At 64.2% G+C, this 26,799-nt stretch carries 31 protein-coding genes; 12 read left to right on the forward strand and 19 right to left on the reverse strand.

Annotation, left to right across the window (positions count from 1 at the left end):
• Positions 1-53 precede the first annotated feature (53 nt).
• On the reverse strand, positions 54-1,016 hold the full coding sequence (locus AC6CR5_RS20600) for a TAXI family TRAP transporter solute-binding subunit (RefSeq protein WP_020925711.1): 963 nt from the start codon (positions 1,014-1,016) through the stop codon (positions 54-56).
• A 198-nt stretch (positions 1,017-1,214) separates the two neighbouring features.
• Between AC6CR5_RS20600 and AC6CR5_RS20605 the strand changes: the two genes are divergently transcribed.
• Positions 1,215-2,354 (forward strand): DSD1 family PLP-dependent enzyme, encoded by a 1,140-nt coding sequence (locus AC6CR5_RS20605; RefSeq protein WP_020925710.1) that lies wholly within the window; start codon positions 1,215-1,217, stop codon positions 2,352-2,354.
• Between the two features lie 20 nt (positions 2,355-2,374).
• Positions 2,375-3,745 (forward strand): DUF6630 family protein, encoded by a 1,371-nt coding sequence (locus tag AC6CR5_RS20610; RefSeq protein WP_498084886.1) that lies wholly within the window; start codon positions 2,375-2,377, stop codon positions 3,743-3,745.
• 43 nt (positions 3,746-3,788) lie between these two features.
• On the opposite strand, the gene AC6CR5_RS20615 is transcribed toward AC6CR5_RS20610, so the two are convergent.
• The 5 genes from AC6CR5_RS20615 to AC6CR5_RS20635 all read right to left on the reverse strand — a co-directional run bounded on the left by AC6CR5_RS20615 (position 3,789) and on the right by AC6CR5_RS20635 (position 7,852).
• Positions 3,789-4,526 carry an amino acid ABC transporter ATP-binding protein gene (locus tag AC6CR5_RS20615; RefSeq protein WP_006389458.1) on the reverse strand — a complete coding sequence of 246 codons (738 nt, stop codon included), beginning with the start codon at positions 4,524-4,526 and terminating at the stop codon, positions 3,789-3,791.
• Positions 4,507-5,163 carry an amino acid ABC transporter permease gene (locus AC6CR5_RS20620; protein WP_241116732.1) on the reverse strand — a complete coding sequence of 219 codons (657 nt, stop codon included), beginning with the start codon at positions 5,161-5,163 and terminating at the stop codon, positions 4,507-4,509. The genes AC6CR5_RS20615 and AC6CR5_RS20620 overlap by 20 nt, the downstream gene beginning before the upstream one ends.
• On the reverse strand, positions 5,160-5,828 hold the full coding sequence (locus AC6CR5_RS20625; protein ID WP_006389456.1) for an amino acid ABC transporter permease: 669 nt from the start codon (positions 5,826-5,828) through the stop codon (positions 5,160-5,162). Before AC6CR5_RS20625 ends, AC6CR5_RS20620 begins: the two co-directional genes overlap by 4 nt.
• 28 nt (positions 5,829-5,856) lie before the next feature.
• Positions 5,857-6,639, reverse strand: a complete 783-nt coding sequence (locus AC6CR5_RS20630) for a transporter substrate-binding domain-containing protein (protein ID WP_026384006.1) — start codon at positions 6,637-6,639, stop codon at positions 5,857-5,859.
• Positions 6,640-6,886: 247 nt separating this feature from the next.
• Positions 6,887-7,852 (reverse strand): Bug family tripartite tricarboxylate transporter substrate binding protein, encoded by a 966-nt coding sequence (locus AC6CR5_RS20635; RefSeq protein WP_498084887.1) that lies wholly within the window; start codon positions 7,850-7,852, stop codon positions 6,887-6,889.
• Positions 7,853-8,065: 213 nt separating this feature from the next.
• Here AC6CR5_RS20635 and AC6CR5_RS20640 point away from each other — a divergent pair, with 213 nt between their 5' ends.
• A complete protein-coding gene (locus AC6CR5_RS20640) occupies positions 8,066-9,259 on the forward strand; it encodes an acetylornithine transaminase (RefSeq protein WP_498084888.1) in 1,194 nt (397 codons plus the stop codon).
• A 151-nt stretch (positions 9,260-9,410) separates the two neighbouring features.
• Here AC6CR5_RS20640 and AC6CR5_RS20645 read toward each other — a convergent pair whose 3' ends face one another.
• On the reverse strand, positions 9,411-10,028 hold the full coding sequence (locus AC6CR5_RS20645; RefSeq protein ID WP_498084889.1) for a hypothetical protein: 618 nt from the start codon (positions 10,026-10,028) through the stop codon (positions 9,411-9,413).
• Positions 9,997-10,248, reverse strand: a complete 252-nt coding sequence (locus tag AC6CR5_RS20650) for a helix-turn-helix domain-containing protein (RefSeq protein ID WP_498084890.1) — start codon at positions 10,246-10,248, stop codon at positions 9,997-9,999. Before AC6CR5_RS20650 ends, AC6CR5_RS20645 begins: the two co-directional genes overlap by 32 nt.
• Positions 10,249-10,333: 85 nt before the next feature.
• Here AC6CR5_RS20650 and AC6CR5_RS20655 point away from each other — a divergent pair, with 85 nt between their 5' ends.
• Positions 10,334-11,542, forward strand: a complete 1,209-nt coding sequence (locus AC6CR5_RS20655) for a DNA-methyltransferase (RefSeq protein ID WP_498084891.1) — start codon at positions 10,334-10,336, stop codon at positions 11,540-11,542.
• A gap of 144 nt (positions 11,543-11,686) precedes the next feature.
• On the opposite strand, the gene AC6CR5_RS20660 is transcribed toward AC6CR5_RS20655, so the two are convergent.
• Together AC6CR5_RS20660 and AC6CR5_RS20665 are read right to left on the reverse strand one after the other, a co-directional pair.
• Entirely contained in the window at positions 11,687-12,709 is a 1,023-nt protein-coding gene (locus AC6CR5_RS20660) for a sensor histidine kinase (protein ID WP_498084892.1), read from the reverse strand.
• Positions 12,706-13,329: a response regulator transcription factor gene (locus tag AC6CR5_RS20665; RefSeq protein WP_498084893.1), complete on the reverse strand. Its 624-nt coding sequence runs from the start codon at positions 13,327-13,329 to the stop codon at positions 12,706-12,708. Before AC6CR5_RS20665 ends, AC6CR5_RS20660 begins: the two co-directional genes overlap by 4 nt.
• A 452-nt stretch (positions 13,330-13,781) precedes the next feature.
• Here AC6CR5_RS20665 and AC6CR5_RS20670 point away from each other — a divergent pair, with 452 nt between their 5' ends.
• On the forward strand, positions 13,782-14,114 hold the full coding sequence (locus tag AC6CR5_RS20670) for a hypothetical protein (protein ID WP_498084894.1): 333 nt from the start codon (positions 13,782-13,784) through the stop codon (positions 14,112-14,114).
• Positions 14,115-14,208: 94 nt separating this feature from the next.
• Here AC6CR5_RS20670 and AC6CR5_RS20675 read toward each other — a convergent pair whose 3' ends face one another.
• Positions 14,209-15,165 carry a GlxA family transcriptional regulator gene (locus AC6CR5_RS20675; RefSeq protein WP_498084895.1) on the reverse strand — a complete coding sequence of 319 codons (957 nt, stop codon included), beginning with the start codon at positions 15,163-15,165 and terminating at the stop codon, positions 14,209-14,211.
• Between the two features lie 138 nt (positions 15,166-15,303).
• On the opposite strand from AC6CR5_RS20675, the gene AC6CR5_RS20680 reads away from it, so the two are divergent.
• The 5 genes from AC6CR5_RS20680 to AC6CR5_RS20700 all read left to right on the forward strand — a co-directional run bounded on the left by AC6CR5_RS20680 (position 15,304) and on the right by AC6CR5_RS20700 (position 17,231).
• Positions 15,304-15,615 (forward strand): DUF3817 domain-containing protein, encoded by a 312-nt coding sequence (locus AC6CR5_RS20680; RefSeq protein WP_049070432.1) that lies wholly within the window; start codon positions 15,304-15,306, stop codon positions 15,613-15,615.
• 3 nt (positions 15,616-15,618) lie between these two features.
• Entirely contained in the window at positions 15,619-16,047 is a 429-nt protein-coding gene (locus AC6CR5_RS20685; protein WP_026383999.1) for a CopD family protein, read from the forward strand.
• A gap of 7 nt (positions 16,048-16,054) precedes the next feature.
• On the forward strand, positions 16,055-16,354 hold the full coding sequence (locus AC6CR5_RS20690) for a hypothetical protein (protein ID WP_155257654.1): 300 nt from the start codon (positions 16,055-16,057) through the stop codon (positions 16,352-16,354).
• The gene (locus AC6CR5_RS20695) at positions 16,351-16,668 is read left to right on the forward strand and encodes a helix-turn-helix domain-containing protein (RefSeq protein WP_026383998.1); all 318 of its coding nucleotides are present in this window, start codon (positions 16,351-16,353) and stop codon (positions 16,666-16,668) included. Before AC6CR5_RS20690 ends, AC6CR5_RS20695 begins: the two co-directional genes overlap by 4 nt.
• Positions 16,669-16,805: 137 nt before the next feature.
• A complete protein-coding gene (locus AC6CR5_RS20700; RefSeq protein WP_200220693.1) occupies positions 16,806-17,231 on the forward strand; it encodes a toxin in 426 nt (141 codons plus the stop codon).
• A gap of 30 nt (positions 17,232-17,261) precedes the next feature.
• On the opposite strand, the gene AC6CR5_RS20705 is transcribed toward AC6CR5_RS20700, so the two are convergent.
• A complete protein-coding gene (locus AC6CR5_RS20705; RefSeq protein WP_223308570.1) occupies positions 17,262-17,690 on the reverse strand; it encodes a VOC family protein in 429 nt (142 codons plus the stop codon).
• A 30-nt stretch (positions 17,691-17,720) separates the two neighbouring features.
• Between AC6CR5_RS20705 and AC6CR5_RS20710 the strand changes: the two genes are divergently transcribed.
• Positions 17,721-18,107, forward strand: coding sequence for a YkvA family protein (locus AC6CR5_RS20710; RefSeq protein WP_498084896.1), 387 nt, complete (start codon positions 17,721-17,723; stop codon positions 18,105-18,107).
• 13 nt (positions 18,108-18,120) lie between these two features.
• Here the strand turns inward: AC6CR5_RS20710 and AC6CR5_RS20715 are convergent, their stop codons facing one another.
• The 6 genes from AC6CR5_RS20715 to AC6CR5_RS20740 all read right to left on the reverse strand — a co-directional run bounded on the left by AC6CR5_RS20715 (position 18,121) and on the right by AC6CR5_RS20740 (position 22,518).
• Positions 18,121-18,822 carry a hypothetical protein gene (locus AC6CR5_RS20715; protein WP_498084897.1) on the reverse strand — a complete coding sequence of 234 codons (702 nt, stop codon included), beginning with the start codon at positions 18,820-18,822 and terminating at the stop codon, positions 18,121-18,123.
• Positions 18,823-18,834: 12 nt separating this feature from the next.
• Positions 18,835-19,467 carry a LysE family translocator gene (locus tag AC6CR5_RS20720; protein WP_006389443.1) on the reverse strand — a complete coding sequence of 211 codons (633 nt, stop codon included), beginning with the start codon at positions 19,465-19,467 and terminating at the stop codon, positions 18,835-18,837.
• A gap of 32 nt (positions 19,468-19,499) precedes the next feature.
• On the reverse strand, positions 19,500-20,024 hold the full coding sequence (locus tag AC6CR5_RS20725) for a DUF4189 domain-containing protein (protein ID WP_498084898.1): 525 nt from the start codon (positions 20,022-20,024) through the stop codon (positions 19,500-19,502).
• An 8-nt stretch (positions 20,025-20,032) separates the two neighbouring features.
• Positions 20,033-20,623 carry a cysteine hydrolase family protein gene (locus tag AC6CR5_RS20730; protein WP_498084899.1) on the reverse strand — a complete coding sequence of 197 codons (591 nt, stop codon included), beginning with the start codon at positions 20,621-20,623 and terminating at the stop codon, positions 20,033-20,035.
• Between the two features lie 118 nt (positions 20,624-20,741).
• Positions 20,742-21,656, reverse strand: a complete 915-nt coding sequence (locus AC6CR5_RS20735; protein WP_172965870.1) for a hypothetical protein — start codon at positions 21,654-21,656, stop codon at positions 20,742-20,744.
• A 130-nt stretch (positions 21,657-21,786) separates the two neighbouring features.
• Positions 21,787-22,518: a FadR/GntR family transcriptional regulator gene (locus AC6CR5_RS20740; RefSeq protein WP_491007382.1), complete on the reverse strand. Its 732-nt coding sequence runs from the start codon at positions 22,516-22,518 to the stop codon at positions 21,787-21,789.
• Between the two features lie 222 nt (positions 22,519-22,740).
• Here AC6CR5_RS20740 and AC6CR5_RS20745 point away from each other — a divergent pair, with 222 nt between their 5' ends.
• On the forward strand, positions 22,741-24,132 hold the full coding sequence (locus AC6CR5_RS20745) for an MFS transporter (RefSeq protein ID WP_047992406.1): 1,392 nt from the start codon (positions 22,741-22,743) through the stop codon (positions 24,130-24,132).
• Between the two features lie 190 nt (positions 24,133-24,322).
• Here AC6CR5_RS20745 and AC6CR5_RS20750 read toward each other — a convergent pair whose 3' ends face one another.
• Positions 24,323-26,752, reverse strand: a complete 2,430-nt coding sequence (locus AC6CR5_RS20750) for a TonB-dependent siderophore receptor (RefSeq protein ID WP_498084900.1) — start codon at positions 26,750-26,752, stop codon at positions 24,323-24,325.
• Between the last annotated feature and the right edge of the window lie 47 nt (positions 26,753-26,799).

Raw genomic sequence — 26,799 nt, forward strand, 5'->3', positions numbered from 1 at the left:
GCGCTGGCGCGGCGATGGGCGCCGCGCTTCCCCGGAAGGGACGGGGTCGGTGCTTACTTCAGCAGGCCGATTTCCTTGTAGAACTTCTCGGCGCCCGGATGGAACGGGATGCCCGCGCCCTTGACCGCGTTGTCGCGGGTGATGAGCTTGCCCTTGGCGTGGCCGTTGTCCAGCGTCTTGCGGGTGGCGTCGCTGTACAGCGCCTTGGTGACGTCGTACACCACCTGTTCGGACAGCTTGGCCGACGTCACCATCTGCGCGTTGACCGAGATGGTCTTGACCTCGCCCACGTTCTGGTAGGTGTTGGCGGCAATGGTGTCAGGCGTGAAGAACTCCTGCTTGGCGCGCAGCGCGTCGATCTCGGGGCCGACCAGCGGCACGATTTCGATGCCGCCGCCGCTGGAGGCCAGCTCGGCGATGGCGCCAGCCGGCGCGCCGCCCACGAAGAAGAACGCGTCCAGGCCGCCGTCCTTGAGCTTGTCGCCGGCCTGGTTGGGCTTGAGGTATTCGGCCTTGACGTCCTTGTCGGTCATGCCATAGGCGCCCAGGATCAGGCGCACGTCCACCAGCGTGCCGGAACCCGGCTCGTCCATCGACACGCGCTTGCCCTTCAGGTCGGCCACGCTCTTGATGCCCGCGCCCTTGCGCGTCACCAGGTGGATGCTTTCCGGATACAGCGTGGCGATCAGGCGCAGGTCCTGCGCCTTGGGCTTGCCTTCGAAGGTGCCGGTGCCGCTGTAGGCCCAGAAGGCCACGTCCGACTGCGTGAAGCCGGCTTCGAACGAACCGCCCATGATGCCGTTGATGTTGGCCACCGAACCGTTGGAGGCGACCGCGGTGGCGATCAGCTTGCCGGGTTGGGACACGGCGTTGGCGATGATGCCGCCGATGGGGTAGTAGGTGCCGGCGGTGCCGCCGGTGCCGATACGGAAGAACTGCTGGGCTTGCGCGGCCCCGGTCGCGCCGACAGCGGCGGCGGCCATGGCCAGGGTGGCGATCCAATTCCTGAGTTTCATGCGAGCTTCTCCGTTATGAGTGGAAGTAACCTATTGTTGTGTTGAAATTCTGGCACGCCACCCGCCCCGCGCCAATGGCCTGGAAGCTATCGTTTACCAGGGGTTGCCGCAGTGCGGAAACGTCAACGGTCCGGCGTGGGCCATCGCGCGCGGCGGCGGTTCACGGTTACGCCGCAGGTTTGATCACGGAGCTATTCGATGTCCCAAGAAGTCATCCGCGGCATAGTGCTGCCCCCGCCCGCGCAGGCCGGCGATCCCCTGGCCAGCGTCGACACGCCCAGCCTGGTGCTGGACCTGGCCGCGTTCGAGGCCAACCTGCGCGCCATGCAGGCCTGGGCCGACCGCCACGAGGTCGCGCTGCGGCCGCACGCCAAGGCCCACAAATGCCCCGAGATCGCGCGCCGCCAACTGGCGCTGGGCGCGCGCGGCATCTGTTGCCAGAAGGTCAGCGAAGCCGTGCCGTTCGTGGCCGCCGGCATCACCGATATCCACATCAGCAACGAAGTGGTCGGCCCGGCCAAGCTGCGCCTCTTGGCCCAACTGGCGCGCGCCGCCAAGCTCAGCGTCTGTGTCGACAATGCCGCCAACCTGGCGCGGATCTCGCAGGCCATGGCCGCGGCCGGCGCCGAGATCGACGTGCTGGTGGAAGTGGACGTGGGCCAGGGCCGCTGCGGCGTGTCCGACGACGCCACCGTGCTGGCGCTGGCGCAGCAGGCGCGCGACCTGCCGGGCGTGACCTTCGTCGGCCTGCAGGCCTACCACGGCTCGGTGCAGCACTTGCGCACCCGCGAGGAACGCGCCGCCGTCTGCCGCCAGGCCGCGCGCATCGCCGCGTCGTATCAACTGCTGCTGCGCGAGAGCGGCATCGCCTGCGACATCATCACCGGCGGCGGCACCGGCAGCGCCGAATTCGATGCCGCCAGCGGCGTCTACACCGAACTGCAGGCCGGTTCCTACGCCTTCATGGACGGCGACTACGGCGCCAACGAATGGGACGGCGCGCTCGCCTTCCAGAACAGCCTGTTCGTGCTGTCCACTGTGATGAGCACGCCGGCGCCGGACCGCGTCATCCTCGACGCCGGCCTGAAGTCCACCACCGCCGAATGCGGCCCGCCCGCGATCCACGGCGCCCAGGGCCTGCAATACGCCGCCATCAACGACGAACACGGCGTGGTGCGCGTGGCGCCCGACGCGCAGCCGCCGGCGCTGGGTGACACGCTGCTGCTGGTGCCGTCGCACGTCGATCCCACCTTCAACCTGCACGACGGGCTGGTGGTCTATCGCGACGGCATCGTGCAGGACATCTGGGAGATCTCGGCGCGCGGGTTCTCGCGCTGATGGCGGCCGCGCCGATCGCGATGGAGCCGTTGTCCTTCGACTGGAAGACACCGCTGCCGGAACTGCTGGACGCGTTGCGGCAGGCGTATGCGGCGCGCTACCCGGCCCTGGCCGCCGCGCGGCTCGATGCGCTGCGCGCGGCGTTGCGTGATGACCGCGCCGACGACTTCCTGCCGCTGCTGGGCCAGGAACTGGAAGCGCTGGGGCTGGCGCTGATCGAGCAGGACGAAGACGACGACGCCATCCACCTGCTGATCGTGCCGCGGGCCGATGCCGGCGACACGCTGGCGCGGATCGCGGCACAGGGCCGACAAGGTACGCGGCATCGGCAGGCCGGCGCCCCGCAAGGCGCGCCGGCGACCTTGCCGCGCCCCGCTTCCGGCCCGCTGGCGCAGCCTGGCGATTATCTGGACATGGCGCAGTGCGTCCCGCTGGCGCCGGGCTGGGCATGCATGGCCAACCGAGACACGGCGGCGCCGCAACTGGTGGACCTGCATGATTGGCCGGCCTTGCGCGAGGTTGGCGGCAAGTTCCAGCCGCATCGCGGCCTGCTGGCGTCGGCCGTCGCCGCCAACGGCGTCCATGCCTGGATCGAGCAAGGCCCAGACGGCATCGCCAGCACGCCCTATGTCCATCTGCTGCGCGCGCCCCGGGTCGAGGCCGCGCCGCTCAACCGCCCCGGCCTTGCGCTGCCGCCGCGCGCGGCGCAGGCGCAGCGCCGCACGCCCGAATTCAGTCTGGGCTTCGCGGGCGACGACCTGCTGGTGGTGGATCGCGGCATGGTGTTCGTGTACCGGGGCTTTGCCGCGCAGGACGAAGCGGCCGCCATCGAGCCGGCACTGCTGTACACCGCGCCGCCGCAGCGCCGCCCCGTCAGCGACCGCTCGGCGGTGATCCAGACGCCCGACGGCCGCGCCTGCGTGCTGTGCCGTGGCCGGCTTCTGCGGTGGCGCGACGGCCAGTTGCATCCCCTGGCATTGCGCTATCCCGAGGCGGCATCGGGGGATCTCTCGCATCCCGTCGCCTGCGGCAGCGGCGCCATCGCCTGGCTCGAAGACGACGCGCTTTGCCACGCGGACTTGGACGCCCTTGCCGTCAGCCGCCATGCGCCGCAACAGATGCCCGCCGGCGGCATGATCCTGCAGTCCCTGCCGCAAGGCTGGCTGCTGCTGGGCCACTGGCATGCGCCGCACCGCAGCCTGGACCTGGGCCAGTTGTGGCATCCCGATTCCGGCCAGGTCCTGCGCATCCGCCACGGCGCGCTCGATCTGGACAGCGGCATCCAGCGCGCGTGGATTTTGCCGGATGGCGGGGTGGTCGTCGGGGGACAACTGCGTCACGTGCGCCTGGGTCGCTTCGACGCATTGTTGGGCCGATTGCCAGCCGCTTGACCCTCGGCGGCCGGGCCATGGCCGCCGCCAGGATCCACGCGCCCTATCCGGCCAGGTCCGTCATCCCCAGGAACTGCCGCAGCTCGGGCGTGGCCGGCGCGGTGAACAATTCCTCCGGCGGCCCGATCTCATGCACCCGCCCCTGGTGCATGAACACCACCCGGTCGCACACCTCGCGCGCAAAGCGCATCTCGTGCGTCACCATCAGCAGCGTCATGCCGTCGGCGGCCAGCTCGCGCACCACCGCCAGCACCTCGTTGACCAGCTCCGGGTCCAGCGCCGACGTGATCTCGTCGCATAGCAGCGCCAGCGGCTGCATCGCCAACGCGCGCGCGATCGCCACGCGCTGCTGCTGCCCGCCCGACAATTCCTCGGGCCACGCGTCGAACTTGTGTGCCAGTCCCACCCGCGTCAGCATCGCCCGCGCCAGGTCGGCGGCCTGGTCCTGCGGCATGCGCTTGGCCACCATCGGCGACAGCATCACGTTGCGCCCCACCGTCAGGTGCGGGAACAGGTTGAACTGCTGGAAGATCATGCCCACCTTCAACCGCAGCGCGCGCAACCGCAACTCGTCGTCGCCCAGTTGCGCGTCCGCCACCATGATGGCGCCGCTGTCGATCTGCTCCAGGCCGTTCACGCAGCGCAACAGCGTGCTCTTGCCGGAACCGCTTTTGCCGATGATGGCGATCACCTCGCCAGGCTCGACGCGCAACGTCACCCCTTTCAGGACTTCGTTGTCGCCGAACTTCTTGCGGACGTCTTCAAGAGCGATGAGGGGCATGCAACTTCCTTTCCAGCAGCAGGCTGAGGCGCGACAGGGGCCAGCACAGCGCGAAATAGATCAGCGCGGCGCAGGCATAGACGGTGAAGGGGCTGAAGGTGGCGTTGGTGATCACCGTGCTGGCCTTGGACAGCTCGGTGAAGCCGATGATGGAGGTCAGCGCCGTGCTCTTGACGATCTGCACCGCGAAGCCGACGGTCGGCGCCACCGCGATGCGCAGCGCCTGCGGCAGCACCACGTAGCGCATCTGCTGCACGTAGCCCAACGCCAGGCTGGCCGAGGCTTCCCACTGGCCTTTCGGAATCGCTTCCACGCAGCCGCGCCAGATCTCGGCCAGGAACGCGCCCGACCACAGCGTCAGCGCCGCGCCCGCGGCCAGCCACGGCGGCACCTCGACCCCGGCCAGCGACAAGCCGAAGAACGCCAGGAACAACTGCATCAGCAGCGGCGTGCCCTGGAACAGTTCGATATACGCCCAGCTCACGCGCCGCAGCAGCGCCACGCGCGAGGTCCGCATCATCAGCGCCAGCATGCCCATCAGCGCGCCGCCGGCAAATGCCACCAGCGACAGCACGACGGTCCAGCGCGCCGCCAGCAGCAGGTTGCGGACAATGTCCCAGGTGGTGAACTCGATCATCGCGCCGCCTTGCGGAACAACCGCCTGCCCGTCATGCGCAGCAACTGGCGCAACAACACCGCCAGCACCAGATAGATGCCGGTGGTCACGAAATACACCTCGAACGCGCGGAAATTGCGCGACTGGATGAAGTTGGCCGCGAACGTCAGGTCCTCGGCCGCGATCTGCGAGCACACCGCCGACCCCAGCATCACGATCACGATCTGCGACGACAGCGCCGGCCAGATGCGCGCCAATGCGGGTTTCAGCACCACATGGCGGAACACCTGCAAACGCGTCATCGCCAGGCTGGCGCCGGCCTCGTACTGGCCCTTGGGCGTGGCGTCGATGCCGGCGCGGATGATCTCGGCGCTGTAGGCGCCCAGGTTCAGCGCCATCGCCAGGCAGGCCGCCTGCATCTCGCTGAACTGCACGCCCAGCGACGGCAGCCCGAAGAACACGAAGAACAACTGGATCAGGAACGGCGTGTTGCGCACCACCTCCACATAGGCGGTGACCGGCGCGCGCAGCCAGCGCGGCCCCTGCGTGCGGGCCCAGGCGCAGGCGATGCCCAGCGCCACGCCCGCCACCGCGCCAAACGCGATCAGCTCGACCGTCACGCCAATGCCCTTGATAAGCACCGGCGTGTAGTCGAACACGGAAGCGAAGTCGAATTGATAAGCCATGAACGGCGCTCCGGCGCGCGCGCCTGCCTTACAAGTCCTTGGGCAGATCGGCGCCCAGCCACTTCCTGGAGATCGCCGTCAGCGAGCCGTCGCGCTTGGCATTGGCCAGGATCTCGTTGACCTTGGCGCGCAGCTTCGGCTCGTCCTTGTTCAGGCCGATGTAGCAGGGCGAATCCTTGATCAGGAACTTGGTCTCGGGCTTCTTCGGCGGGTTGCGCGCCAGGATCGCGGCGGCCACCACGTTGCCCGTGGCGATCAGCGGCACCTGGCCCGACAGGAAGGCGGTGATGGTGCCGTTGTTGTCTTCATAGCGCTTGAGCGTGGCCGTGGGCGGGGCGATCTTGGTCAGCTCGATGTCCTCGACCGCGCCGCGCGTCACGCCGATGGTCTTGCCCGCCAGGTCGGCGGCCGACGCCACCTTCACATCGGCCGGGCCGAACACGCCGTTGAAGAACGGCGCATACGCGTCGGAGAAATCGATCGCCTTCTCGCGCTCCGGATTCTTGCCCAGGCTGGAGATCACCAGATCCACCTTGTGGGTCTGCAGGTACGGCACGCGGTTGGCGCTAGTCACCGGCACCAGCTCCAGCTTCACGCCCAGTTGCTTGGCGATCAGCGCGGCCGTGTCGATGTCATAGCCCAGCGGCTTCATGTCGGCGCCGACCGAGCCGAACGGCGGGAAGTCCTGCGGCACCGCGACCTTGAGGGTGCCGCGCTTGACGATATCGTCCAGGGTGTCGGCATGCGTGAGCGGCGCGGCCAGCAGCGTGGCGGCGGTGCAGAGGGACAGCAACAGGGTTCTACGGTTCATGAGGAACTCTCCAGGGCGCGCCGCCCCGGGAGCGGGGTCGAGCGTTGCACACCAATTCGGTATACAAAACTGGAAAAGCAAGTTCCGTGCCATTTTGCGGCGCCGTGGCGCGCGCCTATTGCTCCTCGCTCATCGCACCAGGATGGTGCATCATGCGCCGTTGCGGCGCATGCGTGGCACCGGATCGGCACCACGGCGAGCGCCGGGGCGGGAACAGCCCCCGCCACCGGCTCCTGCGGGACAGTCGTCAGTCCACCTGCGCGCCCGACTGCTTGACCGCCTTGCCCCACTTGTCGACCTCGCCGGCGATGAACGCGCCGGTGGCCTCGGGCTTCATCGGCATCGGCTCCGCGCCGCGATCACGGAAGAACTTCTGCATCTCGGGCGTGCCCAGCACGTGGGCGATCTGTTGGCTCAGGTAGTTGGTAATGGCCGGCGGCGTATCACGCGGCGCCAGCACCGCCGCCCAGCCGATCGCCTCGAAACCGGGATAACCGCTCTCGGCCACCGTCGGCACGTCCGGCAGTTGCGGCAGGCGCTTGGCCGTCGTCACCGCCAGCGCCACCGCCTTCTTGCTCTGCACGTGCGGCAGCCCCGCCGTCACCGAATCCACCATCAGCGGCACCTGGTGCCCCAGGAAATCCGCCTGTGCCGGGCCGCTGCCCTTGTACGGAATATGGCGGATGTCGATATTGGCCGCCGCCTTGAACATCTCGGCCGACAGATGCTGCGTGCCGCCGATGCCGGCGCTGGCATACGCCAGCTCGCCCGGATTGGCGCGCGCCTGCTTGACCAATTGCTGCAGCGACGTGATGCCCGAAGCCGGCGTCGCCAGGAACATCAACGGCACCGAGAACACCCCCGACACCGGCGCGAAATCCTTGGTCAGGCTGTAGTTGATGGTCTTGTACAGCGTCTGGTTCACCGCCGCGGCCGAGCCCGCGATCACCAGCGTGTAACCGTCCGGCGTCGCGCGCGCGGCTTGCTCCATGCCGATATTGCTGCCGGCGCCGGCGCGGTTCTCCACCACGATCGGCTGCTTGACGGCCGTGCCCAGCTTCTCGGCCAGCGCGCGGGCGAAGATATCGGTGGCCTGCCCCGGCGGGAACGGCACGACCAGGCGGATGGGACGGTCGGGATACTCGGCATGCGCGGCCGTCGCGGCCGCCGCCAGCACCAGGCCGGCGGCAAGACTGGAAAGAATTCGTGTCATGATCGGTCAGTAAAAAGCGACAAAGCGCGGCGTCCGGCGCCGGCCCTGTTGCATAAAATAGAGAGCCCCGCGCAAGCGGCCCTTTTGGGGCGGCCGTGGGGCGGATCGGCTGGGGGTGCGTCACGATAGCATTCCCCCGCCGGTGCTAAATTCGGCATTTAGCGTTTCCCCTTCTTTTTCAACCCCTGTTCTCTCCTTTCAGCAGGAACCGCCATGGAATTCAGCCAGTACAACGTCAACGCCCTCATGGAGATCACCTCCCGTCCGGACCTCGTGTTCGTGCGCGGCCAGGGGTCCTGGCTGGAGGATCACGCGGGCAAGCGATACCTGGACTTCGTCCAGGGCTGGGCCGTCAACACCCTGGGCCACAGCGCCCCGGAAATGCAGAAGGCCCTGCTGGACCAGTCCAAGCTGCTGATGAACCCGTCGCCGGCGTTCTACAACCTGCCCTCCATCGAACTGGCCACCCGCCTGACCAGCGCCTCGGTCTTCGACCGCGTCTTCTTCGCCAACAGCGGCGGCGAAGCCAACGAAGGCGCCATCAAGCTGGCGCGCAAATGGGGCCAGGTCAACAAGAAAGGCGCCTACAAGATCATCACCATGAACCACGGCTTCCACGGCCGCACCCTGGCCACGATGTCGGCGTCGGGCAAGCCGGGCTGGGACAAGATGTTCGCGCCGCAGGTGGAAGGCTTCCCGAAGGCCGAGATCAATGATCTGGAATCGGTGCGCAAGCTGATCGATGATCAGACGGTTGCGATCATGCTCGAACCCGTCCAGGGCGAAGCTGGTGTCATCCCGGCGACGAAGGAATTCATGCAGGGCCTGCGCAAGCTGGCCGATGAGCACAAGCTGCTGTTCATTGTGGATGAAGTGCAGACGGGGATGGGGCGTACCGGTACCCTGTTCGCCTACCAGCAATCCGACGTGGTGCCGGACATCATGACGCTGGCCAAGGGGATTGGTGGTGGGGTGCCGTTGGCTGCTCTCTTGGCGCGCCAGGAAGTTTGCGTGTTCTCGCATGGGGACCAGGGTGGTACGTATAACGGGAATCCGTTGATGGCGGCTGTGGGCGTCGCGGTGTTTGACGCCCTGGCTGCGCCGGGCTTCATGGAGTCGGTCAATGCGCGGGCTAAGCAACTGTCCGAAGGCTTGTTGGCTCTGTCGGCCAAGTACGGCATGAAGGGCGAGCGTGGGATGGGCCTGCTGCGTGCGCTGGTGATGGATCGGGATGACGGCCCCGCCATCGTCGAAGCCGCGCGGAATCTGGCGCCCAATGGTCTGCTGCTGAATGCGCCGCGGGGGAATTTGCTGCGGTTTATGCCGGCGTTGAATGTGACGGCTGAAGAAATCGATACGATGCTGGGGCAGTTGGATGGCTTGATCGGAAAGGCTCGTAAGGCGTAGTTAAAGTCCAAGCAAAACAGGGGCTGCTAACGCAACCCCTGTTTTTCTTTTTCACGCCTTCTGAAGTCAGATAAGCAGATGTTTATTGATCATGGTCACGGGCGAAGGAAGTCCTTGGGGCTTGTCTAATCCTAAAGCTCGCAATCCCTCTTTATTCTTCATTGCTAATACGTTTGACGAAATTGGCCCAACCGTCTTTACCTTTTGGTATCGGTTCGACGTCATGAGATAAAACATCATGTTCGATAGCGAAAACAGTAAGTAAACCTTCAACGTGTGGCCAGCTTTTCCAGACATCAAAATAAGGCGCTATTTCTTCATAATTACCTATGCGGTCGGTCAGATAAGGGTACATGGCTCGAGTCGGAAGGACAATTGCCCCTCCAATTAACTCTCTCCGCAGCATACCTAGCGCCATTTTGTTTATTGCTCGGTGCGTTGAGGATATGTTTCCCGTCTCCCATTCAACCGCGAACTTGCGGCCGTCCGGTAGCGTTTTTACCGCGTCCAAGGGCCCTGCACCCAGCTCACCAATGTGAAGGCGTGCCTCCGGCATCCAACCCCGCGATACTAAATGGCTGATGAAATCGATTTTTATTGGAGCTACGCCGTTTAGATTCCGTTCGGGACGTATGGAAAAAAGACCAGAACCAGGTGGCCAATTAACCTCACTGATGCCCGCTTCAATTTCGGCAACTATTTCCAGCCCATCAGCTGAAGATTTGAATGGACCATTGTCAATCAAATGTTCTACGCGTATCAGCCTCACTCAACACTCCCTCAATTAATGTCATCAAAGTCGAGGGGGAAATGCGGAGAGCTGTGCTCAGTTGTAGCATTGACCCAAGTGTCGGTTGTCGTAAACCGCGTTCCAGCAAGGATATGTAGGTTCGGTCGAGCTGAGCCTCAAACGCCAGCTGTTCTTGGGACAGTCCAGATTCGGCTCGTAGCTGCCGTAGGACTTGAGAAAACGCCTGCTCCGGTTTCATAGAACCCCTCCAAATCAGACAATGAGGGATTGGCAGACAATGGTCGACGGACTATAGTCACGTTATAGGTAAAGGATCAACTCATATGCTATTAGCCTCGTTGGGGCTGGACCCTAAAAATACTCGTGCTGTCAAACAGCTAGCTAGTCAGGCAGACATTCCAATCGCGCGCCTGAGATTCTACGATGAACGAGGAATTGAGCCCTCACATGCAGAATGGGTGCGCCTCGCTGAGGTCTCCGGTCAAAGTGTGCTGGAGCTGCGTCTACGAAGTGGATGTGTCGACCGTAGCATTCTTGAAGCACTCAGCTCGCATGCGGGTGAAATCGCAGAACTTATCAATGGCAGTCTACGTGCCAAGGCGAAGACCTCACGCCCGTCTCTAGTTACTTCGAGAAAACCTACGTATCAGACTCCGTTCGGAGAACTGTACCAAGGTGATTGTCTTGATGTTATGGCAGAGCTGCCATCAGAATCTTTCGACCTAATATTTGCCGACCCCCCATTTAATTTAGATAAACTCTATCCATCCGAAATGGATGACAATTTAAGGGCTGAACACTACTTGCAATGGTGCGAGAAGTGGTTAACTGAGTGTGTGCGCCTACTGAAAGATGGGGGTAGTCTATTTGTTTGGAATTTGCCGAAATGGAATACGTACCTATCTGCGTTCCTTAATCGCCATTTGAATTTCAGGCATTGGATTGCTGTGGATATAAAATACAGCCTACCACTGCAGACAAAATTATACCCCTCTCACTACTCTTTGCTGTACTACATCAAAGGTGAGCGTCCCTCGACGTTTCACCCTGATCGGATGCCAATGGATGTATGCCCGACTTGCTATGCCGATCTAAAAGACTATGGTGGCTATAAAGACAAGATGAATCCCCTCGGGGTAAGCCTATGCGATGTGTGGAACGACATACCTCCTGTTCGCCACGCAAAGTATAAGAAGCGCAAAAGTGCTAATGAGCTGTCAATAAAGTTGCTGGACAGGGTGATAGAGATGTCAAGTAACGAGGGCGACTATATATTTGATCCATTTGGTGGGTCCGGAACCACATATGCGGTTGCCGAACTCAAGAAGCGCAAATGGTTAGGAGTTGAGCTCGGGCCTATTGATGAAATCGTCGAAAGAATGGAAGATCTTTTGGATGAGGCCCAATATTTAGAGAAACTGCGAGCGGGTTATAATCATTTATTTCTTCCCGAAACAGCAAAGCGTCGGCGAGCACTAGGGCGATGGACGGTAGGTAATATTAATAAAGGACCTCGCCGAGGCGATAAATAAGTGTGTGAGCCAAATAGGAATTTTAGAAATTTGAAAGGCGGCTGGTAGAAAATATGGTTAATTTTGCATCAGCCTACCAAAACACTTTTGCTCGGTTGGTGTAATTTTACCTAAATGTTGAGAGAACAAAGTGGGGCGCAGATTTTATTGCTTGGGAATTGCGAGCGTGAAAGAGTTTCTTGCGTAGGTGGAATTTTGTGCTTGGGGGCCAGGTATTACATTAAGTCGCCCACCACTTAGCCTCGCCATAGCCCTGGCCAAGTACAGACCAATACCAGCGCCTTGCAACTCTTCCTGCTTGGCAAATTTTCCAGAATATCCTTCTTCGAAAATTCTATCCTGTTCATCCGGAAGAATTACCAAGCTTTCCATAGAGAATTTTATTTTAATGAACCCGTTTGCTTCATCCGAAACGGTTACCTGCAGTTCACTCCCAGGTTTGACATATTTTGCCGCATTTTCAAATAAATAATATATACAAACATGGATCGACTCATAGTCGAACTTGGCTGTAAGCTGTGTGCGAGCAACTTCCGCGCGTGCTTTTTTTCGTACAAATTCCCCAAAGAAGAGGTACGCGACGTTCATGAGAACCTGATGAATACTGTGAACCTCTAGTCTTGCTAGCCCGGTCTTTCCTGACAAACGATCGAATGCTGTGTATTCGGCGTTTTGGGCTGAAAGATGTTTGAGAATTTCAATGAAGGCCTGTGATGCTTTATCTATATCTTGTTGTATTTGTGTAGAAACATATGGTAGAGCTTGTCGCGGAGAATCCATCATCTGGTTTTGAAGTGCAATCTCGTAGATTTCTTGTGACATCTTTGCCGTCAAACTCTTTAGATTGTGAAGGAGCCGCTTCGTTCTAGATGACGCCCTCTCTAAAGTGGTCTCAATAACCGAGGCGGCCGACAAAATCGCGTCAACGTCCAGCATCATCAGGCGCTTGCTTTTGACTCTATTTGGCTCATCCGACATGGCCAATATGGTGTAGTCGCCTTGAGTTTTTCGAATTATTCGCGTTTTTCTAGATTGAAGAATTAGTGTTCTTGAGCCGGACGTGCTCTGTTCATCGTTGCATACATTTAGCGTGTCAATGGGTATCTGGCATAGAAATGGTTCTTCTTTTCTATTTGACCAAAGTGCATAAATGGGATAGTTATTCATTGCGAAAGGACCCTGACTATAGTGTTCTCGAAGCGGATGGGCTCGGCAGTTTTGGGTAGGGAATAGTCGGCTTCTTGCAATGCTTCGTGAAATCTCGCGCCTTCTTCCTCTGCTGAATAGATGACAATCTTCTTATCGGGATAACGCCGTTTTATCGCCAAAGCTAGTCCGAGACCTTCATCGGTATAACGCATTGCCTTGCCCACGCCTTGGATATCAACGAAAACTACGTTGGCCTGAAGAAGAGCAGGCACTTCCAGGGATTTAAGGTCAGACATTTGTTGTGTATGCTCCCACCCCATGTTACGCAATATACTGTACATTTTGAACCCTTTATCGTCATCAACAAATAGGATGTTGACAGTACGCTTGAGGGTGGGAATGGGATTGTCTGTCGATTCCTTGACTGCCTGTGAAGTGCTAACGCCGCCGGCGATGTCGCTGCCAATATTCAGATTTAAAGTCTGTGTATTGTTGTTTGTGAGTTGCTGATGGTCGCTCTTGTAATTTTTGCCACGCTCCCGATATCGTTTGGCTCCCCGGAATGCCGCGAAAATTACCAAACTCCCCGCTATAAGGGAGACGATCTTCTCTGAGGTATCGAGATCAAGATTCAACACGTTTCTTCCAATGAAATTTCGCCAGGTTGCAAGGATATATATAATAACTAAAAATATCTACTTGTAATTTCATATTACTATTTTCTTTTGGGATTTTGAAAGAGTAAGCCGGCACAAGTTTGAGTTTTCTAAGCCTGATGTGCCGCGCATAATGCTGTTTCTATCCTTGTTGGCTATCCTGCGTATCGCATTGCTAAATCTGATCGCATATACTCTACCGACTACCCCCCAACGGTAGCCCGGTTTGGAAGCCGGCAATGTCTTTGGCGGACCACCGCCGCTGGGCGGCTTTTTCACGTCCGTACGCCTCTGCACGTCCCTATGGGCGGGCCTTGGCGAGGGTGCGTTCGCGCACGCCGGTTTCCAAAGACGCCGGTCTTCCAACCTTGCCTTGCGCCCGCCCGCCCCATTTGGAAGTGGGGAGCGGGCTTCATCAGTCTTTGGAGCCTGTCATGCAATCCCACCCCCTCACCCAAAACCCCTGGCTGGTCGACACCGACCCCGAACACGGCCCGGTCCCCCTCTCCCACCTCTACCACATCGAACGCGCCCGCTACGCCATCCAGACCATCGCCCGCCTGGTCGGCAACAGCGCCTCGGAACCCGCCGCCACCGGCAGCCAGCCGCTGGACGCGTGGACGGTGGCCGCGTTGATGGGCGGCGTGGAGGGCCTGTGCGATCACCTCGGTACCCTGACCGACGCCATGCTGGAATCGGCCCGCGCCTACGCCGATGACGCCGCGTACGACGCCGCCACGCATAACGCGCCCCGCTCGATCCAGTAACCCGAAAAAGACCAACGGCCTGTCGCGCAACGCGTCAGGCCAGTTCCAGGCCACCAAGCGTCAGGCCGCCCCATCCCCAAGCATCAGGCAGCCCTCACGCCGCCCGCCGAAACGCCCGTCGATACCCCATCGGGCTCGTCCCCACGATCCCCGTGAAATGCTCCCGCAGCGACACCGCTGACCCGAACCCCACCTCCATCGCCACCCGCTCCACCGGCAGGTCCGTCGTCTCCAGCATCCCGCGCGCACGATTCACGCGGGCCTGGATCACCCACTGCAGCGGACTCACCCCCAGCAGTTCCTGAAACCGCCGGTTCAGGGTGCGCACGCTGACCGCGGCCTGGGCGGCCAGCGCGGCGACGGTCAGGTTCTCGGCCAGTCGGTGTTCGATCCAGTGCAGCAGCGGCGTCAGGTCGGTGTGCGAGGCCGGCGTGGGCCGGACGATGAATTGCGCCTGGCCGCCGGCGCGTTCCAGCGGCACGACGGCCAGGCGGGCGCTGTTGGCGGCGACGGCGGCGCCGTGGTCGCGCTTGATCATGTGCAGGCACAGGTCCATGCCGGCGGCGGCGCCGGCGGAGGTCAGGACCTGGCCGTTGTCGACGAACAGGACGTTGGGGTTGACGTCGATGGCGGGGTAGCGGCGCGCGAGCTGGCTGGCGGCTTTCCAGTGGGTGGTGGCCTTGAGGCCGTCGAGGATGCCGCTGGCGGCCAGGACGAAGGCGCCGGTGCAGATGGAGGCGATGCGGGCGCCCCGGGCGTGGGCGTGGCGGATCAGGTCGAGGATGTCGTCCGGGACGCTGTCGGCAGGGTCCGCCAGGCCGGGGATGACGAGGGTGTCGGCGCCGCGCGCGGCGTCCAGGCGGTGGCGGATGTGCAGGTCGTAGGCGTGGGTGCGGACGCGGGGTTTGCTGGCGTGGACCTGCACGGCGTAGGGGCGGCGGCCGTCGAGGGTTTCGGCGAGCTGGAAGATCTCGCAGGGGATGGACAGGTCGCCCGCGACGAGGCCGTCGAAGGCGAGCACGGCGACGCGGTGCGGGGTGGGCGGGGGCATGGGGCTAGGGCCTCGGGACGGGTCGGGCGGACGGCGGCGCACGGTTGGCGGATTTCTTTCGAAGATTGGCATTTTGGCCAATGGCTGGCGATTGCGCCAGCCCGGACAATGCCGCTGATCCTGTTGCGAGACGCTGCCATGCCCCTGAAAGACGCCGATGCTTCGACCCCTGCTCTCTTCAAGTGGGCGGCCATGCTGGAAGGCGTGACGCTGCTGGCGCTGCTGGGCGTCGCGGTGCCGTTGAAGCATCTGGCCGGGATGCCGCAAGGGGTGTCGTGGGTGGGGCCGGTGCATGGGGTGGCGTTCATGGTCTATATCGCGCTGGCGTGCAATGTGGCGTCGGCGCAGGGCTGGCCGCGTCAGCGGCTGGTGTGGACGTTGGTGGCGACGCTGGTGCCGTTTGGCGGTTTCGTGATCGCGCGTTCGCTGCGCCGTGCGCGGGAGGCGTGAGCGATGGCGTATCTGCTGATCAAGTCGCTGCACCTGGCGCTGGTGCTGTTCTGGGTGGCGGGGATGGTGGTGCAGGCGTTCGTGTTGGCGGCGGCCGACAAGCTGCCGGGGCCGGCCTTGCCGCAGGAGCTGGCGCGCCTGCGGCTGCTGCGCAAGTGGGAACGGCTGCTGACCACGCCGGCGATGGTGGGCGCGTTGGCCAGCGGGGTGTATCTGGCGACGAGCGCGGGCTGGTTTGGCAGCGGGTGGCTGTCGGTGAAGCTGGCGTTGGTGCTGTTGCTGGCGGCGGTGCACGGGATGCAGGCGGGACGGCTGCGGCGGCTGGCGGAGGCGGCGGGTGAGGTCACCGAGGCGGGGCGTGCGCGACTGGTGCCGGTGGTGCTGGCCGCGCCGGTGCTGATCATTCTGCTGGTGGTGATGAAGCCGTTCTGAGGGCGGCATGCCGCTCGATGGCCTCGATGGCGGCTTGCATCTTCAAGCGCGTCGACGCGTTGGCGGAATGCACACGGATCTTCGGCGGCGTCCGGCCGTGCAGGACGACCTGTTCTTCAAGCCACAACAACAAAGGTGCGCGGGCGCGCCGTTCTGTCGGTCGGATATCAGCGGTTGCAAACGTTGCGGGGCAGGCAGCCCCGTCAGAATGGCCTTTCTGACGGTCGCCGGAATCAGCGATCCGAACGCCCGGGAAAAGAGGATGCTCAAGGGCATGTTGGACGCGGAACGTGAGGCACGGCGATGAAAAAAAAGCGAAACCTGTATGCGGAAATCGCCGAAGGCTTTGATGCGCTTGCGGCTGAGCGTGAGGGAAAACAAACGCTGCGTACGCACAAAGTGGAAATTAATCCTGCTCCTGATCTGACCGCCGAGGAACTCCTGGCCATACGCGAGCGTTTGCACCTGTCACGGCAGGTGTTCGCGCACTATCTGCGCACCAACCCCCGAACCCTCGAAAAATGGGAACAGGGTCGCGCCAAGCCAAATGCGCAGGCCGCTTTGCTGATTCGGCTGGTCGAGAAGTTTCCCGACACCGTGGAGCGATTGGCGGCGGTGTAATGAACGCGCACGCGGTAGCGTATCGAAGCGCAGCCATTCGCTTCGTCCGAAACCCTTGGCCCGTACGCGCATGGGGACGTTGAAGCCCGTCAAAATGGGCTTCAGTCGATCCCCAGACGCGATACGCGTGCGTTGCCATGAATGCCCTGTTTGTCGAGCTGCCCGAATTCTCTCGCCATCGCGAGGAATTCCTGGCCGACGACGAATTCCGCGCGCTGCAATGCCTGATGTTGAAACTGCCCGAGGCCGGCGTCGTCATCGAAGGCACCGGCGGACTGCGCAAGCTGCGTTACGTCGACCCGCAGCGCAGCCGGGGCAAGCGTAGCGGCTTGCGAGTCATCTATTACTGGTGCGACGCCGAGCGGCAATTCTGGCTGTTCCGGTTGTATGGCAAACAGGATGTGAACGACAGCAATTCCGCCATCCGCAAGATGTTCGCCAAGGTGCTGGCGCAGGCGCTGGCGGCGCCGAGAGGCGCGCCAGCGGCCATCACGCGCAGGGGGCCGAAGGTGCCGACGCATTACCGGGCGCCGAAGCATTCGGTGAAGGCCAGGGCTGAATAAGCCGTCGGTCTGATTTGCCACGGGTCTGCGTCAAACGCCCTGCACAAACGCCAGCGTATATCCGTTGCCATCCACCAGCCCGAACTCATGGGAGCCATAGGCCATGCGTTGCAACGGCCAGGCGATGGGTGTCTTGTCCTTGACCTGTCGGTAGAACGCTTCGACATCGGGAAGCGAGAAATACAGGGTGCCGCTGAATCCTGGCGCCCGCTTCCACAGATCGAGCGTGGTGAAGATCAGCCGGCCCCCGTGTTGCTCCACCGTGAGCGTGCCTTCGGCGGAGTCGGTGACGGTGAAGCCAAGCACAGACCCGTAAAAGTCGCGGGTTGCGGCGAGATCGGTGGTGTGCAGCAAGGCGGAAAGCGGCATGGCGATGTCCTGCGCGATGGGGAGCCACACGATTCTTTCATGGATCGCCCGATCACGTTTTATCCTTCGGGTTAGCAATCTGGAATTCATCGCCGTTTCCCGAGCCGCAGAGCCGATCCCATGCCAACCCGCGACCGCCTCAAAACCTGGGCCAGACGCATCAAGCGCGACGGCCTGACCCTCTGGTTCGCCGGCAAGCACCCCCGCACGCCCTGGCACGCCAAGGCGCTGGGCCTGTTCGTGGTGGCCTACGCCCTCAGCCCGATCGACCTGATTCCGGATTTCATCCCGGTGCTGGGCTATCTGGATGACGTGCTGTTGCTGCCGGGCCTGATCTGGCTGGCCATCAAGTTGTTGCCGCCAGATGTGCTGCGGGAATGCCGCAACCAGGCGGACGTGTGGATCCAGGCCAAGCGCGAAAAGCCGCGCAGCCGGGTGGGCGCGGTGGTGATCGTGGCGGTGTGGGTGGCGGTGGTGCTGGCGGTCGGCTACTGGCTATGGCGCTGACGCGGCGCGCGGTTCAACCTTCCAGGAACCCCAGCGTGCGCAATTCCGCGATCGCGCCCAGTTCCTCGTCGCGCCGTTTCTTGGGCGCGCCCAGCGATGCGGCCAGCAGCATGGCAGGCTTGTCGGATTCATCGAAGCCGCGCAGCACGCTGTCGGCAACGGGAAAGGCCTTGGCGAAGCTCGCATCCAGCGCCTGTTGGCCACGATAGCGCCCGCGCTTGTCCAGGATCACCTGCGTTTGCGGATCGCGCCGGATCAGGTGCAGCGGCACGCCTTCGCAACGCAGCCCCAACAACCTGGCTTCGCTGATGTCCAGCGCCCAATCGGTCTCGGCATAGAACGCGGCGCGGGCGGTCTCGAATTGCTGGAGCCGGTCCGCATCCGTGCAGAACGCTTCGGGCGTCATGTTCAAGTTGATCTTGCCGATCTTGCCCTTGAGAGTGACGCGGCGAAAGAGCGAGGCCCACACCAGCAGGATGGGATTCGTGGACAGGTCTTCGACCACCACGTCCTCGAACACGCACGGCTTGATCTCTGAATTCACGACGCGGCATTGCGACAGCGTCACGTTCCGCACGCGCGACATGCGTTGCGGATACTTGACCATCGACAGGCCGCAGTTGTCGAAGGCGCAGTCGTGCAGATGCAGGTCGTGGAAATGCGCGTTGCCCTTGTCCAGGGCCATGCGGAATTGCTGGCTTTCGATTTTTTGCATGCAGCGCGTGCGTCAGTTGCGGCTGGCGGTGGCCAGGCGCAATGCCAGCGCCAGGAACACCGATCCCAGCACGTATTGCGGCCAGCGCGACACGCGCTGCCGTCCCGCCCAGCGCCGGCTGAGCTGGTGCGCGGCCAGAATGACGGCGCCGTTGATGAACAGGCCGATGACGTTGAGGATGGTGGCCAGCACCAGGATCTGCAGGGCCACCGAGCCGTCCTGCGGCCGCACGAACTGCGGGAACAGCGCCAGCACGAACAGCGCCATCTTGGGGTTGAGCAGGTTGGTCAGCAGGCCTTGCAGGAAGACTTCGCGCACGGGCGAGCGGGCCCGGCCCGCATCGGGCATGTGCGACACGGGGCGCGAGCGGAAGGTGCGCACGGCCAGGTACAGCAGGTAGAGCGCGCCGGCGAAACGGACCACGTCATAGGCCATGGGCACCGCCACGAACAGCTGCGACAGGCCGAAGGCCGCCAGCAGCGCGTGGCAGTAGGTGCCGGCCTGGATGCCGGCCAGCGAGGCGAAGCCGGCGGCCCTGCCCTGGGCGGCGCTGCGCGAGGCGATCAGCAGCATGTCGGGGCCGGGCGTCATGGCCAGGGCGACGCAGGCACCGCCAAAGAGCACGAGGGTGGCGGGGTCGAGCATGGCGAGTCCTTGGGGCGGCCGGTGGCGGTCGATTATTGGGCCGGCACGGGCAGGCTGCAACCGGTGTAGAACGCCTGGCAGCTGGCGCCGGTGTCCTTCTCGCAGGTTTCCAGCGCGCGCATGCGGGCCAGTTCCTCGCCGGCGGCGGTGACGGAATTGACCAGCACGCCGCTGCCCTTGGGTGACGGGCCGTAGGCGACCGCCACGCACTGGTCGTGGTAGGTGGTGTTGATGACGCAGCGGGCGCCGCCCTTGGTGGCGCATTGGGCCAGCGCGTCTTTTTCCGCGCGGGCCTTGCTGGCGCGGTCGGCCGAGATGCCGATCGAACCGGACAGCGCGTCATAGGCCACGGCGCCCCAACGCTGGGCTTCGCGCGACGAGGCGGTGGACGCGCCGCCCGCGGCAGGCGCGATCTCCACGGGGATCGGCACGCATTGCTGGCCGGGCGTGCCGACGCTGGGCGCGTAGCCGTCGGGGCAGCCTTGTTCGGCTTGCGCCACGGCGGCGTGGGAAAAGTTCAGGGCGATGGCAAGGGAGGCAATGATCAGGGTACGCATGGGTCAACTCATTCGTTCGATAGACCGCCCAGCAGGGACAGGGCGGCGTCCAGCGACAGCACGGTCGTGCGGGACTCGAAAGCGGTCGCGAACAGTTGGTCGTGCACGACCGGGTCGGGGTCGTAGCAACAGTCCTTGACGGTCAGCAGGCGGTAGTCGGCGTCGCTGGCGTGGGCGATGGACGACAGCATGACGCCGGTGGACGCGACGCCCACCATGATCAGGGTGTCGATGCCCTGGGCCGACAGCCGCGGTTGCAGGTCGGTGCCGAAGAACACGCTGGCGCGGTGGGCGAGGATGATGGGTTCGTCGTCGCGCCGGCCGAGTTCGGGCGAGACGCGGTCATGCACGAAGCGGCCCAACTGGCGGATGCCCTGCCCGTTCTTGTTGAGCGGGCTGACTTCCGGGTAGCCGGGACTGAAGTGGATCTTGGCGAAGTAGACGCTCACACCGGCGCGGCGGGCGGTATCGCACAGTTGCCGCGTGTTGGCCAGCAGCGTGGGGGCGACCGACGGGAACAGGTCCATGATGTCGGTCTGGTAGTGCATGACCAGCAAGGCGGTGCGCGCGGGGGTGATGGCCGGGGGCGGGGAGGTCATGGTCGCTCCGTGAAGACGTTCTTCATGACCAGTCAGTTTAGCGGCAGTCGCGGGACGGGGCACGGGCCGGGATGCCGGACGTCGCGCCCCGGTTTTTTCGTGTTCGCTGCGTTGTCGTCTACTTTTCGGCGTACTTCTTGCCGGCTTCGTCGTAGACGTAGCTGACGGCGTCGGCCGGACCCAGTTTGCGCGTCTTGCCCGGGCCGGAGATTTCGGTGCCGCTGGGGGTGACGGTCAGGCGCGGCATGTCGCTGCCGTTCTGCGCGGTGAAGGTCAGCTTGCCGGTCTTGGCGACGCAGGGCATGACATCGCCGTCGGCGCAGGCGGCGCTGTTGTCGTCGCCGGTGAGGATGCTGCCGACGTAGGTCCAGACCTTGTCCTTGAGCTCGTCGCGCGGGCCGGGATTGAAGACGAACAGGGCGTAGCCTTCGAAGCTGGTGCCGTTGTCAAAGCCCTGGGTCGGCACGGCCAGCAGCAACTTGCCTTCCGGGGTGCGGTAGTCGAGCGGCTTGCGGCCAGTGTCGACGGCTTCGGCGCGTTCGTAGGCGCCGAACATGCCTATGGTGTGCTCCATGCCGCGGAACTTCCAGGGGCGCTCGGCGGTGGAGCCGGTCAGCGTGAAAGTGGCTTCGGCCAGGTTGACCTGGGTTTCGGGGCCGGCTTCGTCTTCGCCGGGCTTGCCGTATTTTTCGCGGGTGTCCCAGGTGAAGCCGGTGAAGTACTGCGTGCCGCCCAGTTCGAAGGCGTGGCCGAACCAGTAGGTGGCGACGCTGCCGTTGGCGACTTCGTACGAGTCGGCGCCCTTGCCGTCGATCTGATAGATGGCGTACATCACCGTGGGGGCGTCGGGCGGAGCGACCTTGGCGGCGGCCGGTTGCGTGTCCTGGACGGCGTCCAGGCGCGGCTTGGACGCGGGTTCGGCCGCGCTGGCGGGGTTGAACAGGGTGGCCAGGGCGACGGCGCACAGGCCGGCGACGGTGGCGCGCAGCGGCGGACGGCGCGGGAACGGGCGGGTTTGCAGACGCGTATTCATGTCGGATTTGTTCTCGTCGGTCTTCGATAAGCGCACCGAGGCGCATTGTGCGGCGCCATCTTAGAGGGTAGATGGGGCGGGCGTCGGACAGCGATTTGCCAATTGTGTCCGACTGCAAGTGGTGGCGGGCTCAGGGGCGGTCGGGATGCGCCATGCGTTCGAGCTTCTGCACGTCCAGCCCCATGCGTCGGCCCGAGGCCAGCAGGTGCGCGGCGGCGGCCTGGCGGGCGGCGTCGGGGTCCTTGGCCTGGATGGCGTCGAACAGGCGCAGGTGTTCCTGCTGCGCGGGGCGCGGCCCGCCGGCCAGCCGGGCCGAATTCTGCCAGCCCATTTCGCGCGCCTTGAGAAGCTGGCCTTCGATGAAGCCGCTGAAGGCCACCAGGTAGGCGTTCTGGGTCGAGCCGGCGATGGCGGCGTGGAAGTCGACGTCGGCCCTGGACGCGGCGGGATAGTCGCCTGCGTGCCGCTCCATGCGCTTGAGCGCATCGCGCATGCGTGCCAGGTCGGCGGTCTTGCGGCGCAGGGCGGCGGCTTCGGCGGCGGCGGTTTCCATCCAGAAGCGCAGTTCGAACAACTGCGCCAGGTCCTTGGCCGAGGTGTCGCCGCGCGGCAGGCGGAACACGCTGCCGGCGGGGTTGGCGGCGACGTAGGCGCCCACGCCCTTGGTGGTGACAAGGACGCCGTCGGCCTTCAGTTGCGAGACGGCTTCGCGGATGACCGGGCGGCTGCAGCCCAGCGTGCGCGCCAGTTCCTGTTCGGCCGGCAGGCGCGAGGCGGGCGCGAAGCGGCCTTCGGCGATCTCCTTGCGCAAGGCCGCGATGACCTGGTCCACCAGCGTCAGCGGACGCTCGATAACTTGCATGTCTGCTTCCTATCCAATGGCGAAGACAAAGGCTGCGCGATGCCGGCCGGCGCCGCCCCTGGCGCCATGATATCGCTTCGCCCAAAGCCCGGCGCAGGCCCGTTGCATGGTGGATTATGCCTTGCTATGCTGTCTTACAGCCTGACAGCTATCCGCCTTTCCCGCGCCCCGCCATGGCCGTATCCGCCGTGCGCCACGGACGCCGCCCAGGAGCCGTCCCGCATGCCGTCCTCCTCAGAAAGCACCCTGGCGTTGCCACAGATCGGCGACGGCCTGCCGGGCCGGCAAAGGCTCTGGGCGGTCTCCACGCTCATCCTGGGCAGCGCGATCGCCACGCTCGATACCTCCATCGCCAACACCGCCCTGCCGACCATCGCGGCGGATCTGCGCACCACGCCGGACGCTTCGATCTGGATCATCAATGCCTACCAGATCGCCATGGTGGCCACGCTGCTGCCGTTCGCCGCGCTGGGCGACATCGTCGGCCATCGCCGCGTCTATCTGTATGGCCTGCTGGTGTTCACGCTCGCGTCGCTGGCCTGTGGCGTGGCCGACTCGCTGGCGCTACTGACCGCGGCGCGCGTGCTGCAGGGCGTGGGCGCGTCGGGCATCCTGGGGGTCGGCACCGCGCTGATCAGGCTGACGTTTCCCAGCAGCCAGATCGGCCGCGCGCAGGGCATCAATGCGTTCACCGTGGCGGTGTTCTACGTGGTGGGGCCGTCGGTGGCGTCGGCGGTGCTGGCGGTCAGCACCTGGCATTGGCTGTTCCTAATCAACATTCCGCTGGGGGCCGTGGCAATGGCGATGGCGTGGCGCACGCTGCCGCGCAATCCGCCGCGCAAGGCGCCGCCGCGTTTCGACGGCGTGGCGGCGTTGCTGCTGGGCGCGACCTTCGCGCTGGCGGTGCTGGCGCTGGGCGATGCGGCCCATCATGCCGGCTGGACGCGCATCCTGCCCGAGGCCGTCGCCGCGGCGCTGTGCTGCGCCCTGCTGCTGCGCCGCCAGCGCGCGCATCCCGCGCCGATGCTGCCGGTCGACCTGTTCCGGCGGCCGCTGTTCGCGATGTCGGTGGCCACGTCGGTGCTGTCTTACGCGGCGCAGGGGCTGGCGCTGGTGGCGTTGCCGTTCCTGTTCCAGATGAGCCTGGGGCGTTCCGATGTGCAGACGGGCCTGCTGCTGACCGCCTGGCCGGTGGTGGTGGCGGTGGCCGCGCCGCTGGCGGGGTTTCTGTCGGAACGCCATTCGGTCGCGCTGCTGGGCGGCGGCGGGCTGCTGGTGCTGTGCGTCGGCATGGTGCTGGTGGCGCTGCTGCCGGCGCAGGTGTCGGATGCCGACATCATCTGGCGGCTGGCGGTGTGCGGGGCCGGATTCGGTTTTTTCCAGTCGCCCAATCTCAAGGCCTTGACGACCAGCGCGCCGGCCGAACGCAGCGGCGCGGCCAGCGGCATCATTCCCACCGCCCGGCTGATCGGCCAGGCTTCGGGAGCGGCGCTGGTGGCGGCGTGTTTCACGCTGGTGGGCGCCGGGGGCGCGCAAGTGGCGCTGTGGATCGGCGCGCTGCTGGCCGGTGTCGCGTGTGTCGTGAGTTTTCTACGGATTCTTGCGCAGGAATGACGGCGCGCGGACGGCGCGGCAACGCGCCTTGCGCATGCCTACGCAGCCAGGCGCCAGCTACGTGCTGATGCGCGAGCAGGATATCGCGGCGCGCCGCTTCGATCTGGCGCGCGTTACCTATCAATGCGACTGGCGTCTTGCCATTGAATGGTCGGCCGGGCGCGCTTGCTGCGGCGCGTCCGGCCCAGGCTCAATACGTCGCCTTCAGGTTCAGCATCACGCTGCGCGGCTCGCCGTAGTAGTTCGAGCCATACGCCGCCCACACGCGCTGGTAGTAGACCTTGTCGAACAGGTTGTTCACCGTCAGGGTCGCTTCCAGGTGCTTGTTGAAGCGGTAGCCGGCCTGCGCCGATACCGTGGTGTACGGGCGTTGTTCGAACTTCACCGGGCCGTTCAGGCGATACATGCTGCTGACGCTGCGCAATCCGGCGCCCAGCGACAACCCTTCCAGCGTGCCGGTGGCGAAGCTGTACTTGGTCCACAGGTTGAAGGTGTGGCGCGGCGTGATGAAAACGTATTGCTGCGACTTCTGGTCTTCCGTGCCTTTCAGCGTCTTGGTGGTGGTGTAGGCATAGCCGGCGGTGATGTCCCAGCCGGGCGCCGGACTGCCGCTGATCTCGGCCTCGAAGCCCTGGTTGCGCATCTTGCCCGCCGCCATCGAGAACAGCGGATTGTCCGGGTCCGTCATGGCGCGGTTCTCGTCTTCCATGCGGAACAGCGCCACGTGGCCGTTCAGGCGCTTGTCCAGGAATTCGCCCTTCAGGCCGATCTCGACCTGTTTGCCGGTGCGCGGATCCAGCAGCTGGCCGTTGGCGTCGGTGGTGGTCTGCGGCGTGAAGATGCTGGTGTAGCTGGCGTAGGCCGACAACTGCTCGTTCAGGTCCACCACCAGGCCCAGGTACGGCGTGAACTTGCCGTTGATGTTGCTCTTGGTGTTGGTGAACTGGTTGAAGTAGGCGTTGCGGTTCTGCGTGCGGTTTTCCCACCAGGTCAGGCGGCTGCCGGCGATGACGGTGGCGGCGTCGGTGACGCGCAGGTTGGCGCGCGCGTACAGGCCGTATTGGTCGGTCTTGCTGTCGTTGCCGTTGGTGTATTCGTAGTCCGGCCTGGGGACGTTGTTGTCGGGGTGGAACAGGTTGATGTCGGCGTTGTCGCCGCCGCCGTAGCGGAAATTCTTGTGCACGTTGCGGTAGTCGGCGCCCACGGTCAGCTCGTGCTCGCGGCCGAAGGCCTGGAATGGCGTGGCGACGAAGGCGTCCAGGCCGTAGGTCTTCCAGTGGCTGCGGTATTTCCAGGTGACCAGGCAGGTGTCGCCAGTGACCGGATCGACGGCGCAGTCCGACCAGCCGAACTGGCGGCTGGGCTCGTCCTGTTCGCGGTAGACGCCGCTGACCTTGATGCGGCCGCCGTTGGACAGGCGGTGGTCGATGTCGGCGAAGTACTCGGTGATTTCTTCGGTGATGTGGTTCCAGCTGGGGTCCAGGTTGGTGGAGCGGCGCACGTCGAGCAGGCGCCCGTCGGTGTAGCCGGGCAGGCCAAAGAAGGGGCGGCCCTTGTATTGCTGGTAGGTGGCGCCCGCGGTCAGCGTGGTATCGGGGGTGAGGTCGAAGCTGAGGGTGCCGTAGAACAGCGGCTTCCTGGTGTAGACGCCGTCGACGAACGAGCCGCGGTCGTCATAGGACGCCACGACGCGGCCGCGCAGGCGGCCGTCGCTGTCGAGCGGGCCGGTCAGGTCGGCCTCGGTGTAGTAGCGGTCCCACGAGCCGGTCATGACCTGGCCGCTGAAACCGAATTCCTTTTGCGCGCGCTTGCGCACCAGATTGACGGTGCCGCCGGGATCGCCCGCGCCCTGATACAGGCCCGATGGGCCGCGCAGCACCTCGATGCGGTCGTAGATGGCCAGGCCGAAGCCGGCGCTCAGGTCGTTGCCGGTGCTGGCCGGCGTGTTCACGCCATCGACCTGGATGGTGTCGAGCGCGTAGCCGCGCGAATAGAAATTGCCGTGGTTGCCGCCGATGCTGCCGGCTTCCACCGTGATGCCGGTGACGGTGCGCATGGCGTCGTCCAGGTTCACCAGGTTCTGGTCGTCGAGCAGCTGGCGCGTCACCACCGAGACCGATTGCGGGATCTGGCGCAGGCTTTGCGTGTTTTTGCCCAGGGTGACGGCGGCGGGGGTGTAGGAACCGGTGCCCTCTGTGGTGGCGAGGTCGCGGCCGGTGACCGTGACGGGCGCGAGCATGGTGGCGTCGCTGGCGGACGCGCCGGCGGGCGAGCGCACCATGAAGCCGTTGCCGCTGGGCACGGCCACTAGGCCGCTGCGGGCCAGCAGACGGTCGAGCGCGGCTTGCGGGGTCATGCTGCCGGACACGGCGGGCGCGCGCAGGCCGGCGACGCTGTCCGGGCTGAACAGGATTTGCACCTGGGCCTGGCGGCCCAGCGCCACCAGCGCGTCGGCCAGGTTGCCGGCCGGCAGGTCGAAGGCCTGCGCGGCGGCGCGGCCCTGCGCGTGGGCCGCGGACGGCGCCAGGGTCTGTGCCGCCAGCGCGGCGCCCATCGACAGCGCGCACAGCAGCGCGTAACGGCCGGCGCTTTGCCGGCGGCGGAAGTGGCGTTGCGCCATGGTCGTTCCTCGGTGTGGAAGTGGATCTACACGGGGGAAGACGCGCG

The organism is Achromobacter sp. EG18, from assembly GCF_059759395.1.